General features: G+C 41.4%; 13 protein-coding genes. 2 read left to right on the top strand and 11 right to left on the bottom strand.

The window, feature by feature from the left end; translation table 11 throughout:
* Positions 1 to 15: 15 nt before the first annotated feature.
* The gene (rfbC, locus tag V3851_RS20165) at positions 16 to 564 is read right to left on the bottom strand and encodes a dTDP-4-dehydrorhamnose 3,5-epimerase (RefSeq protein WP_331848362.1); all 549 of its coding nucleotides are present in this window, start codon (positions 562 to 564) and stop codon (positions 16 to 18) included.
* 18 nt (positions 565 to 582) lie between these two features.
* The gene (locus tag V3851_RS20160) at positions 583 to 1,326 is read right to left on the bottom strand and encodes a sugar phosphate nucleotidyltransferase (RefSeq protein ID WP_331848361.1); all 744 of its coding nucleotides are present in this window, start codon (positions 1,324 to 1,326) and stop codon (positions 583 to 585) included.
* Between the two features lie 92 nt (positions 1,327 to 1,418).
* Here V3851_RS20160 and V3851_RS20155 point away from each other — a divergent pair, with 92 nt between their 5' ends.
* The gene (locus tag V3851_RS20155) at positions 1,419 to 2,630 is read left to right on the top strand and encodes a CDP-glycerol glycerophosphotransferase family protein (RefSeq protein ID WP_331848360.1); all 1,212 of its coding nucleotides are present in this window, start codon (positions 1,419 to 1,421) and stop codon (positions 2,628 to 2,630) included.
* Positions 2,631 to 2,647: 17 nt separating this feature from the next.
* Here the strand turns inward: V3851_RS20155 and V3851_RS20150 are convergent, their stop codons facing one another.
* From V3851_RS20150 to V3851_RS20125, 6 genes are all read right to left on the bottom strand, one after another.
* Positions 2,648 to 3,805 carry a CDP-glycerol glycerophosphotransferase family protein gene (locus tag V3851_RS20150; protein ID WP_331848359.1) on the bottom strand — a complete coding sequence of 386 codons (1,158 nt, stop codon included), beginning with the start codon at positions 3,803 to 3,805 and terminating at the stop codon, positions 2,648 to 2,650.
* Between the two features lie 38 nt (positions 3,806 to 3,843).
* Complete coding sequence (tagD, locus tag V3851_RS20145; protein WP_331848358.1) at positions 3,844 to 4,242, bottom strand: glycerol-3-phosphate cytidylyltransferase; 399 nt, start codon at positions 4,240 to 4,242, stop codon at positions 3,844 to 3,846.
* A gap of 19 nt (positions 4,243 to 4,261) precedes the next feature.
* A complete protein-coding gene (locus tag V3851_RS20140) occupies positions 4,262 to 6,043 on the bottom strand; it encodes an S-layer homology domain-containing protein (protein WP_331848357.1) in 1,782 nt (593 codons plus the stop codon).
* Between the two features lie 66 nt (positions 6,044 to 6,109).
* Entirely contained in the window at positions 6,110 to 8,578 is a 2,469-nt protein-coding gene (locus V3851_RS20135) for a glycosyltransferase (RefSeq protein WP_331848356.1), read from the bottom strand.
* Positions 8,579 to 8,609: 31 nt separating this feature from the next.
* Positions 8,610 to 9,347 carry an ABC transporter ATP-binding protein gene (locus tag V3851_RS20130; protein WP_331848355.1) on the bottom strand — a complete coding sequence of 246 codons (738 nt, stop codon included), beginning with the start codon at positions 9,345 to 9,347 and terminating at the stop codon, positions 8,610 to 8,612.
* An 8-nt stretch (positions 9,348 to 9,355) separates the two neighbouring features.
* Positions 9,356 to 10,132, bottom strand: coding sequence for an ABC transporter permease (locus tag V3851_RS20125; RefSeq protein WP_331848354.1), 777 nt, complete (start codon positions 10,130 to 10,132; stop codon positions 9,356 to 9,358).
* Between the two features lie 113 nt (positions 10,133 to 10,245).
* On the opposite strand from V3851_RS20125, the gene V3851_RS20120 reads away from it, so the two are divergent.
* A complete protein-coding gene (locus tag V3851_RS20120; protein WP_331848353.1) occupies positions 10,246 to 12,702 on the top strand; it encodes an O-antigen ligase family protein in 2,457 nt (818 codons plus the stop codon).
* A 43-nt stretch (positions 12,703 to 12,745) separates the two neighbouring features.
* Here V3851_RS20120 and galU read toward each other — a convergent pair whose 3' ends face one another.
* From galU to V3851_RS20105, 3 genes are all read right to left on the bottom strand, one after another.
* Entirely contained in the window at positions 12,746 to 13,630 is an 885-nt protein-coding gene (gene galU, locus V3851_RS20115) for a UTP--glucose-1-phosphate uridylyltransferase GalU (RefSeq protein WP_331848352.1), read from the bottom strand.
* A 139-nt stretch (positions 13,631 to 13,769) separates the two neighbouring features.
* Entirely contained in the window at positions 13,770 to 13,967 is a 198-nt protein-coding gene (locus tag V3851_RS20110; protein WP_331848351.1) for a hypothetical protein, read from the bottom strand.
* Positions 13,968 to 14,272: 305 nt separating this feature from the next.
* Positions 14,273 to 16,828 (bottom strand): U32 family peptidase, encoded by a 2,556-nt coding sequence (locus tag V3851_RS20105; RefSeq protein WP_331848350.1) that lies wholly within the window; start codon positions 16,826 to 16,828, stop codon positions 14,273 to 14,275.
* Positions 16,829 to 16,977: the final 149 nt, after the last annotated feature.

The following is a 16,977-nucleotide window of genomic DNA, read 5'->3' as shown; positions in this document are numbered from 1 at the left end:
GCGAATTTGATCCTCCTAATCGAAATTCATATCCGCGTCCGCAAATAGGGGGTGCCGTCGATCCTTGTCCGACAGCTGCGGTTCACTCACCGGCCAATCAATATGTAACGCCGGATCATTCCATAATATGCCGCAGTCATGTTCAGGGGAATAATATTCGTCCACTTTATATAAAACTTGGGTGTTCGGAACCAGCGTGCAGAATCCATGGGCAAATCCTTTAGGTACCAGGAGTTGGCGTTTGTTATATTCACTGAGAATCACCCCGACCCATTGCCCGAAGGTAGCCGAATTCCGGCGGATATCCAAAATCACATCATAAATAGCTCCGGACAACACCCGCACCAGTTTCGTCTGGGCTTTCGGATTGAGTTGATAATGCAGCCCTCTCAACACTCCCGGTTCCGCCGACAGGGACTGATTATCTTGAACAAAGTTATAATTCAAACCAAGTCCGTGCATAACCGTTTCGTTATAACTCTCCATAAAAAAACCCCGGTGATCCCCATATACCACCGGTTCAAGCAGCGAGGCACCTTGCAATTTTAAAGGAATGAGTTTCATTTCATAATTCCTCCCAATTCAAAGCTTAAGCTTACCGAACTCTTCGCCGAACACGATATCCTTAGCTAATTCATTAGCCCGGGCAAATGAAGCATGTGTCCCCGCATCCGTCCACCAGCCCTGCAGGATATCAAAAGTAAGCTCTCCTCGTTCAATATATGCATTATTTACGTCCGTGATTTCCAATTCGCCCCGAGCCGAAGGCTTTAGAGTCTTAATAATTTCGAATACCGTATGATCAAACATATAAATGCCCGTCACAGCAAAATTTGACTTAGGTTGCTTAGGCTTTTCCTCGATTGAAATGATGTGTTCTCCTTGAAGTTCCGGGACTCCGAAGCGGGTTGGATCGGGAACTTGCTGAATCAGGATCTTGGCTCCTTTTTTCTGTTCACGGAAGTTAGAGACATACGGTGTAATATCATCAGCAAATACATTATCGCCCAAAATAACGACCATTTGATCTTCACCTACAAAATGTTCCGCAAGACCGAGGGCTTGTGCAATTCCGCCCGCTTCATCTTGGACTTTATAAGTAAAGTTTACTTCCATCTGGCTACCGCTACCTAGCAAATTGACAACATCGCCCATGTGTTCTTTGCCAGTAACTATTAGAATGTCGGTAAGCCCTGCTTGTTTAAGCTTATAGACCGAGTGAAAAACCATCGGATATTTACCGACGGGTAGAAGGTGCTTGTTGGTGACTTTGGTTAAGGGAAAAAGGCGGGAGCCTGTCCCGCCAGCTAGAATGATAGCTTTCATCTTGCCCTCCTGCTATTATTTTGAAACAGACTTTTGATATTATATAATTGTATAGCTAGTATTTTTATAAAAAATTTTGGAAGGAAGCAACTATGCGGGTACTAAAATTAATAGGAAACCTTTTTTTATTACCTTTATACTTATTTTCCCTCATTGTTCCCCGTAATAAAAAATTGTGGGTTATGGGATCTTGGTTTGGAAATAGATATTCGGATAGCAGCCGCTACGTATTCGAATATATCACAGAAAATGAACCAGATATCAGAGCTATTTGGCTTACTCGACAAAAAAATATTGTTCGTGGACTTCGTAGCAAAAATTTAGAAGCCTATTCGATCTATTCACTTAAAGGATATTGGTATTCGTGCAGAGCTTCCGTAGCCATGTTCACCGTTAATATTACAGACGTGAATACAATAGGATCATCAAAAGCGCTAAAATTTCAACTTTGGCATGGCATCCCGCTGAAAAAAATTGTTTATGATGATAATTATAATAATCCCATAAATAAGACAGGACTTGTAAGAAGCTTATCACAAATTAAATCGTTTTTGCTTCCCTTTAAAGATGTTTATGGAAAATGGGATGCTGTAGCGTCAACAAGCCCTTTAGTATCTAATATTTTCAAATCAGCGTTTCAACTTCCGGAAAACAAGATCTTTATCACAGGAACTCCGCGAGGGGATATTATTTTAGATAAAGAGCCAGATAAACCTTCTGTACTTAAAATAAACCCATTAGATTTACCAATTGAAAAGAAAATTTGTTACTTTCCCACTCATCGTAACGATGCTAAAGCTTTATCTGACTTTATAAACTCAATTAATTTAAGCAACCTACCAGACTTTTTAGAGAAACACAATACTATACTTTACATTAAACTACACTATTACAATCTTGCAAACCATACACACCGGATTGATACACCTCGTGTAGTTTTATTAAATGAGAATGATGAATCCGATATTAATTATTTACTGCCTTGGACAGATGTCCTTATCACAGATTATTCAAGCGTCTACTTTGACTATTTGCTTCTAAATAGACCTATTATTTTCACACCTTTCGACTTAAATGAATACATGTCTAAAGACAGAGAACTTTATGGTGAATATGAGCTTCTTACTCCGGGCTCCAAATGCAATACATGGAATGAGGTTACCGGAGAATTAACCAAATTATTCTCGGGTAATGATGAGCACTATGAAATACGTACCAAAATGAAAGAAGAATATCACACCTTTTCTGATACCAGAAATTCAGAACGTGTGGTTGGTGTCGTAAAATCACTATTAAACCAATAAAAGCCCTTTTCGGGCTTTTATTGGTTTATCATGTATATTTGTTTGATTTTATCAACAACTCTTGAAGCAGCTTTACCATCGTCCAAATAATTAAATTGTTCAATGAATTTCTCATATTTTTCTTTATATAACTCAAAATTTGCTTCGCTTGAATTAATAGCCTCAATTAATTGCTCTTGGTCATATACTACTGGACCTGGCGACTCTTTGCGAATATCGAAATAAAATCCCCGCAGTTCATTCCTATACTTCTCAAAGTCGTATAAGTACAGAATAATAGGCTTTCTTAATATACTATAGTCGAACATAACAGACGAGTAATCGGTTATCATAAGGTCTGCTACCAAATAAAGCAACTGAATATCTTGATCCGGATGAAACACATAAATAAAATCATTCAACTCATAATTAAAACGGATTTGTTCCTGCTGAAAATAATGCAATTTAATAACAATGATAAAATCCTCAGCAAGCTGTTTCTTCATGAGAGAAAGATCAAGATGGAGATTCAATTTCCACTTTCCTGGCCCATAATACTCATCGTCTCTAAACGTTGGCGCATACAAGATAATTTTTTTATTTACAGGAAGGCCCAGTTTAATTTTGAGCTGATAAATAGTAGCTTCATCATTATGGTTCATCAGGATGTCGTTTCTTGGGTAACCCACTTCCCAAAAATCTCCTTGAAAAGAAAAAGCACTTCGAAATTTCTCGGTAGAATAATGATTTTGTGAGATCAAATAATCCCACGATTTCACATCCTCAACAAATTTCATTTGATAATCCGTTAAGTTTGTATCCCCCGCGATATTCATAACATGCATATCTAGTGCTAGCTTCTTAAGAGGAGTTCCGTGCCATGTCTGAACTATTTTTCTTTCTTTTCTTTTTGTGAATAACTCTGATTGCCTTGAATCTACAATCCATAAGCCAGAAATAGAAGCATAATATAAATGCTTAAATCGCATCTTTTTTACTTTTATGCAGCAACCTGGAATACTGATACTCGCGTTTTCTAATACCCATATGCATTTAAACTGACGATCCAACCCTTGCGTAACAAATTCTTCATAAATATATTTGGGGTTACCGGAATAACTTCTGCCTACACTGCTTTCAAACAAAATAACCTTTTTGTTTAAAGGAAGAACTTTGATAAGGGCATGGTAAACCATGGAATAAATCCATAAATAAAACTTGTATATCCGACTTTTCATGCGTGTGCTTTTTTAAATAAATCTTGCTTAATTTTAGTTGTGGAAACTCCAATTGTACGAGGCAAATAAACCACTTCACAATATTCCTTCAAGAAGTCAAACTTGCCCTCCCAATCATCGCCCATGACAAAAACATCGACACCTAACTTCTGGACATCTTCCACTTTTTGTTCCCAGCATTTCTCTTCAATTACAAGATCAACATATCTGATAGCCTCGAGTATAAGCTTTCGGCTTTCGAAAGAAAAATAAGTTTGCTTATGTTTAATAGCATTAAAGTCATCATTTGATAAGCCAACAATGAGGTAGTCTCCAAGATCCCTTGCCCGTTTAAGTAAATTGATATGCCCTTCATGCAGTAAATCAAAGGTACCGTAAGTTAGGACTTTTTTCATTCTTTCTACCTCTTCTCCATTAAGAGACTTTCTGGAAATTTAACGCCCTAGATAAAGCTACAATAGCCTCAGCTCTTGTTGAATTAGCATAAGGATTAAACATATCGTGCTCTCTTCCAACAATAATCCCTGCCTCTGCAGACTCAATAGCATAATTCACAGCCCATGAAGGGATATTTTCTACATCTTTATAAGTATTTAATTTTAATTCTTCATTGTTTGGTAATTCAAGTATTCTACCTATAATAGTAACCATTTCTGAACGAGTCAAATATTGTTTTGGTTTAAAATTACGATCTTCAAATAAAGTAATTACTTTTGCGTCTACTGACTCAAAAATAGCTTCTTTTGCCCAAACACTAATATCTTCTTCATCGTTTATAGAAATATCCTTTAATGATACTTTAGGTAGATCAAACATTCTATCAACTAATACTATAAATTCTTCTCTAGTTATCGAATTATTTGGTGTAAATGATGCATCACTATAACCTTTGATATATCCATTAACCGCTGCTTCCTCAATGTAATCCCCCCCCCAATGCTCATTAATATCCTTAAAGTGCTTAACCCCGTTTAAATAATAAAACGTTATGTCGCCAAAATAATTATCATAGTAAAGATCAGGTAAAGGCGCTGGAAGCTCGTTAATTTGATTTGTTATCAGAAATAACGGCTGCTTATCGTTGGCCGACATATATAAAGAACTTGAATAACCACCAATTTTTACGTCAGGGAATATCCATAATAACGATTCCATTGGTAATTGAGCTGGTAACACCTGAATATTCAAATCATCCAAAAATTCTTTTCTCTTTAATTCTTTTAATTCCTTTTTAGTATTTGGATCCCAAACTGGATGTGGTTTGAAATATATGTCATAAGTTTCACTAAAATCATTATTTATGCTATTAATAACTTGTTCAAAGTTCCCCTTTTCCCCATCTAAACTTGTACCAGAAATAATAAGTTCTGGTTTAGCAGATTTATTAAAAAATTGTTTGAATTTATCAACTTCTATTCCGACCGCCTTTGCAAAATCAGCCTTTGTGTCCGAAGACAATGAATTATATATATCTAACGGAGACTTTTTAATAAGATGCATCTTATTTTTCTCTTTAGCCACACTTAAGTCATTTGTTTTTAGATATTCAGGATACTGAAGCCAATAGTCAACATTTTCTTGTTGCGCAGCGGAATACATTCCTTGATACATTGGCATAGTACTAGAAGTAGTGTTTTTATATTTCTGACCATTATAAGCTCTGTCAAATTCACTTGAATATTCTTTAGCCTGATTTAGCCAATTAGTATAGCTTCCTTCTTTACCAAATAGGTTTGAAAAGTAACTATATGTCGCCGTACCATCGGATAATAGATGAACCTGATAATTTTCAATAGGTATATTATTATTGGCAAAAAGCTGAATTATTAAATGAACTCGTAAATCGTCGGTGTATAGATTAAATATTGTACTATCATCTAACGCGTAGATTCTATTAATTAGATTGTTAAAATTTTCTAGCATTACGTCTCCGTAGCCTTCTTCGAAAGATACCATTTCAACCCAGTTAGGTAAGTATTCCTTATTAAATGTATCTTTGCGCGAATACCACATATAAGATTCAGACTCATTCAAAAATGTATTTAGACCTGCATACAAAGTTGGGAGAGTACCTAAGGTAATATAGATATTTACTTCCCTATTATTTTTACTTTCATTTGCATATGAATTTAGAGGGTAAATTAAGTTAAATATTAGTACTATCACTGTCCCCATTAAGATTGACTTTCTTTTCATTTTTATGTTCTCCTTCTAATTTCTAAAATTAAAATCTTTAGAACTTAACTTTTAATAATTGCAAAGTTAGCATATTTCTTTATAAAAATTCTCCATAGTCTTCTTATTATATGAAATGTAATCAAAACTATTAAATTTTATATTTTTTTCTACAAATTCTTTCATACCTTTAACTAATCCCTGCACACTATTTTCAACCAATAATCCATATCCATCTTCCAAAACAAACCTTGAACCAGGGATATCAGTGGAGATAATTGGCTTTCCTAAAACCATTGTCTCAAGTAATACCATTGGTTGTCCTTCATAATTAGATGATAAAACGAAACAGTCACACTTATTTATAATAGGAAAAGGATTTTCTAATTGCCCAGTTAATATAACTTGCTCAGAAAGAGAAAGCTTGTTTATTTGACTAATTAATTCTTTCTTTAAAGGGCCATCACCAATTATGAATAGTTTTGTATTGGGAAATTCACTATTTACTTCATAAAAAGCATTTATCAATTTTATATGATCTTTTTCTACTGAAAATCTCCCCATTGTTACAAATGAAATCGTATTATCATCTGGAAGGCTTACTCCCTTAAAAGAAACGGTTCTATTATTATGATTTATAGATATGGCATGATAAACTACATTACCTATCTTTACATTTGAAAATTGCTTGGCCTTCTCTGATATAGCTTGGTAATCAATACTATTAGTAACAGTTATCATCTTATTAGAAATTCCACTTATATAAGGTGATAAATTACTTTCATTTATCTCTCTTGTTGTACTTGAAACAGATGCAATCTTATCAAAATATTCATAAAGGGGAAAAATAACTTCGAATCTTTTTTTATGTTTACTTTTTTGACTTTCAGCTAGCATATCATTATGCAAGAAAATACTCTTTTTTTTGAAGGAATTAAAAGCAAATAATTGGGTCCAAAGTTCAGAATAACCGCTAAAATTTATAGCATTATCGAATACAACATCACCAAAAACCCTATGGAACTCATCTTTATAAACTTTTGTACAATAAAATTGTCTAAAAAAAGCATACTTTGAAAGTTTAGATACTATAAGGTGACTATAATGCTCAAAAAACCTAAAGTTAAAAGTGCCTAATCTATATAATTTATTCGCTCTTGGATTTATTTTTTGGACATTTCCTAACTCGATCTCTTTATACTTATCATTTAATATCAAGGTAATATTATATTTGGAATAATCAATATTATTTAATAAATTATTTATTGAAGAAGTTATTCCGTTATTTTCAAAACCACCTGGATATATAAGAATTTTTTTTCGGTTATCTTGAACTGAATAGACATTAAAATTACTGTCATTTTTAAAGATAATGTCAACTATTCTGTTTGTTACATTCCCATCATCTTTAGTACAATATTTATCCTTATATTCTTTTAATCTATTTTCATATTTATCTTTAACCGATTCGACATTAATTATATTTGCTATTAGTTCTTGAAGTGTATAACAAAGAGGTCCCGGCAGAGTATTAAGGTCTAGATAAAATCCACGATCTTTTTTATATGATTCCCAATCGTAAACATAAAAAAGTATAGGTTTTTTACGAGGCAAAAAATCAAAAAAGATACTAGAATAATCTGTGATTAAAACATCTACAATGGACATCAATTCATTTGTATCTATCCAATCAGGAACCAAATTAACGTTTAAATTCATCTCATTTTTTAAGTATTTATAGATAAAAGGATGCACTTTTAATAAAATCTCATAAGAATCCCCTACAGATTTTTGAATTTCTTTCACATCATTTTGTAATTGTTCCGTAGTGTTTATTTCCCTATTTTCCCCTGTCCCTCTCCATGTAGGTGCATAGAGAATTATTTTTTTTGTACTTGAAATTTTCAAAGTATCTCTAACAAAAGAAGAGGCTTTAAATAATAAATCATTACGTGGATACCCCTCATTTATTATTTTCCCAGGGAGGATAGTTAATACATCATGAGAATCTAATAAATTTTCTGTAGTAAATTGATTTGGCATAACAATATAGTCACAGTGAAGGAGGTTTCTTTGAATATTTTTATGATGTGCAAAATCAGCCTTAGCAATATCCTTTCCCATATGTTTCAATGGCGTTCCATGCCATGTATTAATATATACTTGCTCTAGTCTCTTATTAAAATACGATGGAAAGGTAGTGTTATTTATTAAATATTTTGCTGTAGCTAAATACTTTAAGTACTCCCTACTATTTAGGGCAACGAATTCTATGTTTTTGTTATTAGAATATTTTGATACATTCGGATCATTTAAATCATTTAGCACCCATATATGTTTAAAATCGCTAAACTCAAATTTTTCCAGAAGTTGTTTGAAAATTGCGTATGGGTTACATGTCATACTTCTTCCGTGGTATGCCTCGTATAAAATAGTTTTTTCATTTATCTTCTTTCTATCTCTATAATAAGCATATTTTAACCGCAAACGATAATTGGGGTTATTAAAAAAGCTTTTAATAGGTATTAAAATATTTTTTAGAATTTTTTTAATCAAAGTACTATTCCTCCCAATTCCTCTTCCCGTCTTAATTTTCTAAGAATTCTTTACAAACAACACTAGGCTCTCCGATTTTTCTTACACTTCCATTTTCAAGCCATAACACTTTATGGCATAAATTCTCAACCTGCCTCATAGAGTGTGAAACAAACAACACTGTGGTACCGCTATTGATTATAGACATAATTTTTTTTTCACTCTTCTCTTTAAATTTAAAATCACCGACTGATAAAACCTCATCTAATATTAATATATCTGGTTTAACTATAGTAGCTATTGAAAAACCTAGTCGGGCTTTCATTCCAGAAGAGTAATTTTTAAGAGGAGTATGAATAAACTTCCCAATTTCAGAAAATTCTATTATTTCTTCTATATGTTCATTAATAAATCGACGTGAGTAACCTAACACAAGGCCATTCATATAGATATTTTCCAAACCTGTTAATTCACCATTAAATCCAGCTCCCAGTTCGATCATAGGTGCGATTGTACCTCTCCGGACAACCTCTCCTTGCGTAGGCTTTAATATCCCTGATACGATTTTTAGCAAAGTACTTTTCCCTGCACCATTCCTACCAATAATCCCCAAAACCTCTCCTTTCTTAACAGAAAAGGACACATTATTAACAGCATAGAAATCTTCGTAGTGAAGTTCTCGCTTTGCTTTCTTGATAAGATAATGTTTCATTGAATTAATTTTCTCTGTAGATAGACGATATTTCATAGAAACTTTTTTTACCTCTAATGATATATTCGAATTATTCATAAGCCCTCTTAAATGTAAAATATAAATTTATCTTGCTTTTTATAAAAAACAAAAAGTCCGAAAAAACAAATACAACATGAGTACAAAAGTGTAATTCCAGCTATATTAAATGAAGGTAATGTGCCTTCCATTATCAAAGCTCGAAACATAACTACAACATTAAAAAGCGGGTTTATTTCTATAATAAATTTATACCTATCGGGAATTATAGAGGCCGGGTAAAAAATTGGTGTCATATACATTATTACCGTTAAAATAATAGAATACAAATGCTTCATATCCCTAAAAAACACATTAATCGTCGCTAGGAATAACCCAACTCCAATAGAAGTAAGAAACAAACAAATCATAGGATATATTGCCAGTAGGTTTATCCAATTTAGTGACATACCGGTAACCAACATGACTAACACTAATGGTACCATGGAAATCAAAGTCGTAATAAAAGATGAACAGATTCGAGAAAGAGGAAATAAATACTTTGGAATATATACCTTTTTAATTAGATGCCCATTAGCTCCAATCGAATCCATCGCAAAATTTGTAGACTCCGAGAAAAATTGATACATTAAGCGACCGGTAAGCGTATAAACAGGAAAATTATCTATATGCTTGTTGAACAAAGTTGAGAATATAATTGTTAGAACAATCATCATTAATAGCGGGTTTAACATACTCCATAAAATTCCTAAAACTGAGTTTCTATATTTTAGCTTTATATCCTTTTTGATCAACTCAAAAAATAAGTCTTTATATTTCATAAAGTTATATACATGATCCTTCATAGATACTGCCCCTTAATCACTCGTAGATATTTGTCAATCATTCTGCTATTCTAGCTCCGGCACTCTCCTTATGCTAAAATACTATCGTACCTATTTGCAAAGGAGATAAATACGTGTCGAATCCAGTATACGGGAAAAAAGCCGCAGCGTCGAGAAATGGGGAAAAATTTCCGGCGGCGCTTTGGGTGTTGATGGTTGGACTTATTTTATTTTTGGTATGGGCACCGTTTCAAGCCGGCGTGTTTAACGGGCTGGTGCTTAACTTTGAGAAGCCGATTTTCTGGTCCGTCCTTGTCGGGAGCTTGCTCATGCTGGCATGGGTCGCCTCGTACTACAAACAGATCAAGCTGGAGGAGCAGCGCGACTGGATGGCGGTTTGGGTACTGCTGATCCCTGTTACCTACCTCCTATCACTGATCACGGCAGCCAGTACATATTATGCAATGAATGCCGTGTTAATTCAGTGTCTCTATGCGATTCTTTTCATCATCGGCCTACACCTGCTGCGAAGCAAACTAGCTAATTCTATCATAGAAACTACTATGATTGCCGTGGCTTATATCATTGTTCTGTTCGGCCTGTTTAATTGGTTAGGGCAAGGCAAGACGGTCTCGGCTATGGTTGGCTGGTTTACGAAAACAGTAATCAACGGTCAATATAATCAAGCCGTGTGGATTGACGCCAACGGTCCGCGTTTGGCTTCGGTGTTCCAGTATCCGAATACGTACGCCGCTTTCTTGATGGCTTTCTTCTTCGTGGCCGTATTTGCGATCACCCGCTCGAAAAAATGGTACAGCCAAGTCATCCACGCGTTCATGCTCGTACCGATGGTTTTGTCGATTCTGCTCACGCTGTCACGCGGCGGTCTTGTATTTCTGCCGATCGTCTTCATTATTCTGCTGTTGTTCCTTAAGCCGGCCAAGCAGATCCTCTGGATTCTTTATTGTGTGATTGCCGGCGTTGCTACAATAGCGGTCGCAAAACCGGTAACCAATCTGGGACAGCAATTTCATAAGGGAGAAATCGGCGACCCGGCCAAAGGCTGGCTCTATGTGCTCGGAGCATCGATCATTGTCGCCGTGTTGGCTTGGTTGATTCAGCGTTTCGTTGCACCTTGGCTGGAAAAACGTACGGAAGGCTGGTCCGCGAAAAAGCTCGCCAACCTGTGGTTGCCGCTCGTTTCCGTGGTTGCCGTGGTCATTTTGGCCGCACTGCTGCTGGGAACGAACCTGAAGCACGTCCTGCCGGGCAATATTGGTGACCGCCTTGAAAATATCAACATGCAGCAGCACAGTGTTTTGGAACGTCTCACGTTCTACAAAGACGCCGTGAAGGTTATCAAAGATTATCCGGTGATCGGGGCAGGCGGCGGGGCTTGGGCCCAGATCTATGAGAAATATCAAAACAATCCATATCAGAGCCGCCAAGCGCACAGCTTCGTCATGCAGTATTTGGTCGAAGTCGGGCTTCTCGGATTTATCGTTCTTGTGGCGTTCCTCGCCTATGTGTTCTATAAATACATTCGCGGATATATCCGTTCCGATGAGACGAAGCGCAACTCGTATTTCATCTATTTCATCATCGTGTTCTCGCTGCTGATCCACAGTTTGATGGACTTTAACATGAGTTATGTGTTTATCGGGATGCTGGTCTTCCTCGGTCTCGGCGGGATGGCCGCGGCGATGGACAACGCTCCGGTGAAACGGTTGAAGCTTAAACCGTCCGGCATACGTCCGTTGTACAGCGCGGTTATGGTAATTGGATCGCTGGTGCTGATCTTCACCTCGATCCGGTATATCCAAGCCAACAACGCGATTGAAAAAGGGAATGCCTTGATCTCGACAAGCACCGATTTCCAAGAAATCCGGGAGCCGTTTACGGATGCATTAAAGAAACGCAGTAATCAACCGGATGCGATACTGACCTATAACTCCCTGCTTAAAGCAGCCTATCAACAGACGGAGGAAGAAGCTTTCTACAATGAGGATCTTAAGCTTCTGACCGACGCGCTGAAAAAGGATGAGTTCAACAAAAACATGTATTTGCAGCTCATCTCCCTGTATCAATTAAAGGGGGAAACCGATAAGGCCTACGATGTGCTGAAGGACAATGCCGACCGCTACACCTATGATCAGGATTGGTATGAGAAGCTGATCGTTCAATCTTTTGAGCTGGGTTATGAAGCGCTCGGAAGCCAGGATGTTGCCAAGAAAGAAGAGTACTTCACAGCGGGTCTCCAGGCTTACGATCATGTCGTTCGTGGCGTCGAACACTTGAAGACCCTGCCGAAGGGGCAGCTTCAAGGCGGAGCGTTCGCAGTAACTCCGACGATGGCGCTGAATGCGGGTAAAATGCAATATATGATGAACAAGCCGGCCGAAGCGGTTGAAATTCTTAAACAAGGAATCGGCAAGGATCTGAATGATCCGACAAGTCGGGAAAGCGCCCGCTGGTATTTGGCCGCATTGCAAAAATCCGGCGGCAATGACCAAGCCGTGTATGACAGTTTGATGCAAATAGATCCGAGCGAAAAAGAATCGATCGAGGAAATTGCGGCATTGAACTTCTAAGCCACCGGCCGCCAACCAAACCAAGAAAAAAATCGGCTCTCTCTTAAGAGAGGCCGATTTTTTTATCTTCCGTAATTTCCGCCATGTATTTGAGCAGGTCTTCACGCAATTCTTTTTTCTGCAGTGCATAATGAATTATGGTTTTGATAAAACCGAGCTTCTCGCCGACATCATGACGCAGGCCGTCAAAATTGTAGGCGATGATGCGCTCTGTCTCGCTCAAACGAGAAATCGCATCGGTCAATTGAATCTCTCCGCCCACTCCCTCATGCTGCTCGTCCAAAATGTCGAATATGGTTGGGGTTAAAATATATCTGCCCATAATCGCCAGGTTCGACGTAGCCTTGTCGGCCGGCGGTTTCTCAACCAGTGCCTTGGCTTGATACACGCGGTCGCCGATCTCGGTGCCGTCCACAATCCCGTAGCGGGACACCTCTTCCCAAGGAACCGGCTGTACCCCCACGATTGAGGCCTTCTGGAAGTTGTACACGTCGATCATTTGCTTCAGACAAGGAACCTCCGATTCGACGATATCGTCGCCCAGCAGGACGGCAAACGGTTCATCGCCGATAAACTTCCGCGCGCACCAGATCGCATGCCCTAAGCCCTTAGGTTCCTTCTGCCGTATGTAGTGGATATCGGCCATTTCCGAGGACTTGCGGACCTCGCTGAGCAGCTCCCATTTGCCTTTTTCCGATAAATTCTGTTCCAGCTCGAAGGAATTGTCAAAGTGATCCTCGATTGCCCGCTTGCCTTTACCGGTCACGATAATAATATCCTCAATTCCCGATGCCACGGCTTCCTCCACGATATACTGGATCGTCGGCTTATCCACGATCGGCAGCATTTCCTTCGGCATCGCTTTCGTCGCAGGCAGGAAACGGGTTCCCAAGCCGGCGGCGGGAATGATCGCTTTGCGAATTTTCATGATGGACTATCTTCCTTTCCCCTAACTTCAAGATGGGGACATTATATCATAATTTGGCCGCAAAAAAGACACCATACAAACAAAAACCGCCTCCCCGGGATAAATATCCTTAAGAAGCGGCAGTAATTGAAGTTTTCTTTTAGTGGATCCAGAACTTCAGGCGCGACACGATAGGCTGAGGCGCTTCCTCGTAGCGGTCCCGGCCTCCCGGTTCAGGGGTGCGAAGATGGCGCTCTGTACCGTATTCGATTTTCCGGTATTCTTGTTCGCCGTCAATCTCCAGACGTCCATGAACTTTAGTGACCACCGATTGCATTTCGAGGAATCCTTCAAACATATCATTTACCCTCCTACAAAGTGGATTTAAATGAATCATCCACTAGTTTTGTTTACGTTTTCATTATACCACATCAGAGTTTTTTTAATCACTGATAAATATCGTTTATCGATCATTTTTAGGGACGTTTCACAAAGTGTTTACAATTAAAAAAGCCTTTCGTGGCGCGGGTTTTCGCCATGTCTGCGCCCGAAATACAAGTGTCCCTCATCAGAGTAACAGCGCCCGAAATATCCATATAATTGGAAAAACCGACCTTCATACGCATATAGTGAAGGCCGGTTTTTTCTATCAATTTTATTTTGTTATTTTACAAGCTGTCCGCGTGTAACGCCGAGCTGATTGGTCGCTTTCAGCGTGCGCCAAACCTGGGTGCCGCTGATCTCGCCGCGAAGCGCCCGGTTGTACAGATCGATCACCTGATGAACCTGCTCCGGCGTCTCCTCCAGGAACTCCACCCGGTAGTTCGGCACGCCGAGCTCCATAAAGTTGCTCAGGTATTCCGCCCCGGACTGCTCGATCGCGTTGTAGACCGTATTGCGGCAGCCTTCGTCGACGCGGACCGGATGGCTCATGCCGATCCGGTCTTGCAGCGAAGCGCGATGCGCCTCGCAAGGGCGGCCGCAGTTGGTGTAGTCCGTACCTTCACTGAGGAAGGTACAGTACACGCAGTGCTCGGTATGGAACATCGGCAGATGCTGATGGATGACGATTTCCATGCCCGCCGTCGGGCTTTGCCGCAGCAGATCGACCATCTGCTGGACGTTCAAATCGTAAGACGGCGTAACGAGGTCGCAGCCCGCCTCGAGGAACAGCTCCACCGTTTTGTGATTGGCGATGTTCAGCGAGAAATCGCCAATCAGCCGCGGATGCGAGGCGGACGGGTTTTCCATCCGGTGGCGCAGGTAGAAATACAGCGCACCGGTATTGCGCACCAGCACCGCGTCGGGTTGAAGACGCAGGATGTTGTTGTGGTAGCCGTTCTCGCCCGGCATATGGATGCGCGGCGTGGCCAGCGCGATTTGCTTGCCGGCCGCCCGAACGGCTTCCACCGCTGCCGGGAACTGCTTGATAAACTCGAAGTCGGCGTAAATCATCTCCACGCCGGCTTCGAGCGCAGCCTGCACCTGCGGCAGGCTGCGGCACAGCGCGGTGAGCTTCGCCTCACCGCGCTTAACCGGCGCGCCCGTGGCAGCGCCTGCGGGCAGCCCCGCTGCGCCCCCGCCGCCCTGCGTGGCGGCAGGCGCAGCCTCGATGGCTGCCGCCCGCGTGTACACGGGCGGCTTCGGACGCTCGGCGGCGAGCAGCTCCACCGCGCGCCGGCGGATGCCGTTCAGCTCGCGCATCGGCAGGATCACGTCGCCATGCAGCTCCATGTCCAGCCGCTCGAGCTGGAACACCGTGCCGCCGAGACGGCCGAACTGCTCTTCGAGCAGAGCGCCGTCCATCGGCCTTTTCAGCGCGACCTCGAGCTCCAGCTCCGAGTCGACGCGCACCGTCGTGCCCTTCTGGACATCGGTCCAGAAGGTGGTCAGCAGCCCGCCCGCGTGGCCGACCGCCCGCACATGTACCGGGAACACCCGGTACGGCTTGTCGGTCTCGAACGTCTGGCGCAGCCGCTTGTCCAGTGCCGGATCGCTCGTCTTCCAGATCCGGTCGCCCACATGCACGCGGCGCAGATCGACGTCGCTGCGCCCAGGCACGATATCGACGATCCACGTCTCGTCGGCCTCGCCCTCCAGCTTCACGCCTTTGCGCCGCAAATCGTATACGCGGCCGCCCTCTTCCTTCTTCGTCGGATCGCCCGCGTCAAATACGATGCCGTCGCCGCGCTTCAGCGGCGCTTCCAGCTTGCAGACCACGCCGTCGCGGAGCACCTGCTCCACCCGGCCGAGGTAAACGCCGCGGCTTTTCGGGAACGTTCCGTCAAGCAACTTCTTGTTGTTCGTCCCCTCCAGGAACCCGTGCGTAAAGCCGCGCGAAAAACTCTGCTGCAGCTCGCGGATTTCTTCCTTGGACGGACGCGTGTCATCCCCGTCAAAATACCGGTCGATCGCCTTCCGGTACTTGCTCACCACATTCGCCACATACTCCGGACTCTTGAGCCGGCCTTCGATTTTGAAGGAAGTAACGCCCGCTTCAATCAGCTCCGGAATAATGTCAATCGCCGCCAAATCTTTAGGCGACAGCAAATAAGCGACATCACCCATCGGCTTCGTCTCCCCGTCGACGATCAAATCGTACGGTAAGCGGCAGGCTTGCGCGCATTCGCCGCGGTTGGCCGAGCGTCCGCCCCACATTTCGGAGGTCAGACATTGGCCGGAATACGACACACAGATCGCCCCGTGCACAAAAACCTCCATCGGCAGCTTAGCCTGATCGCCAATCGTTCTAATCTGCTTAAGATTGTTTTCGCGTCCAAGCACAACCCGCTCCATATTCCAAGGCTTCGTAAACTCCACCGCCTCCGGCGAAGTAATCGTCATCTGCGTCGAACCGTGAATCGGAAAATCCGGCGACAGCTCGCGGATCAGCTTAACCAATCCGAGGTCCTGTACAATCACCGCGTCTACACCGGCCTCCATACAAGCCTCAATCAGCTCCTGGGCCGCCGCCATTTCATCTTCAAACACCAATATGTTAAAGGTCAGGAATCCCTTGACCCCATAGCTGTGCAAAAACGCCATAATCTCCGGCAGCTCGTCCATCCGGAAATTGTTGGCCCGCGCCCGTGCATTAAACTTTTCCACGCCAAAATACACCGCATCCGCGCCGTTTGCAACGGCCGACCGCATGCAGTCCCAATCCCCTGCCGGAGCAAGCAGCTCCACATCCTGTCTTATTAATGCCGTATGGCTCATGAGTTCCTCCCGGAAGTCCCGCATTGACGGGCCATTTAATTAATATAATAAATTAGTTCTCTCTGATCCTTAAAACTCCCATAACCTAATCATTTTAGCAGACATGGCCCGAACACACTAGCCATCAAGCGGCGGGAAGCGTTGGAACC

The sequence above is a fragment of the Paenibacillus haidiansis genome, assembly GCF_036553665.1.
Classification (GTDB): Bacteria; Bacillota; Bacilli; order Paenibacillales; family Paenibacillaceae; genus Fontibacillus; species Fontibacillus haidiansis.
Note: the sequence above shows the minus strand (reverse complement) of the source record. Positions and strands in the feature narration are given on the sequence as shown.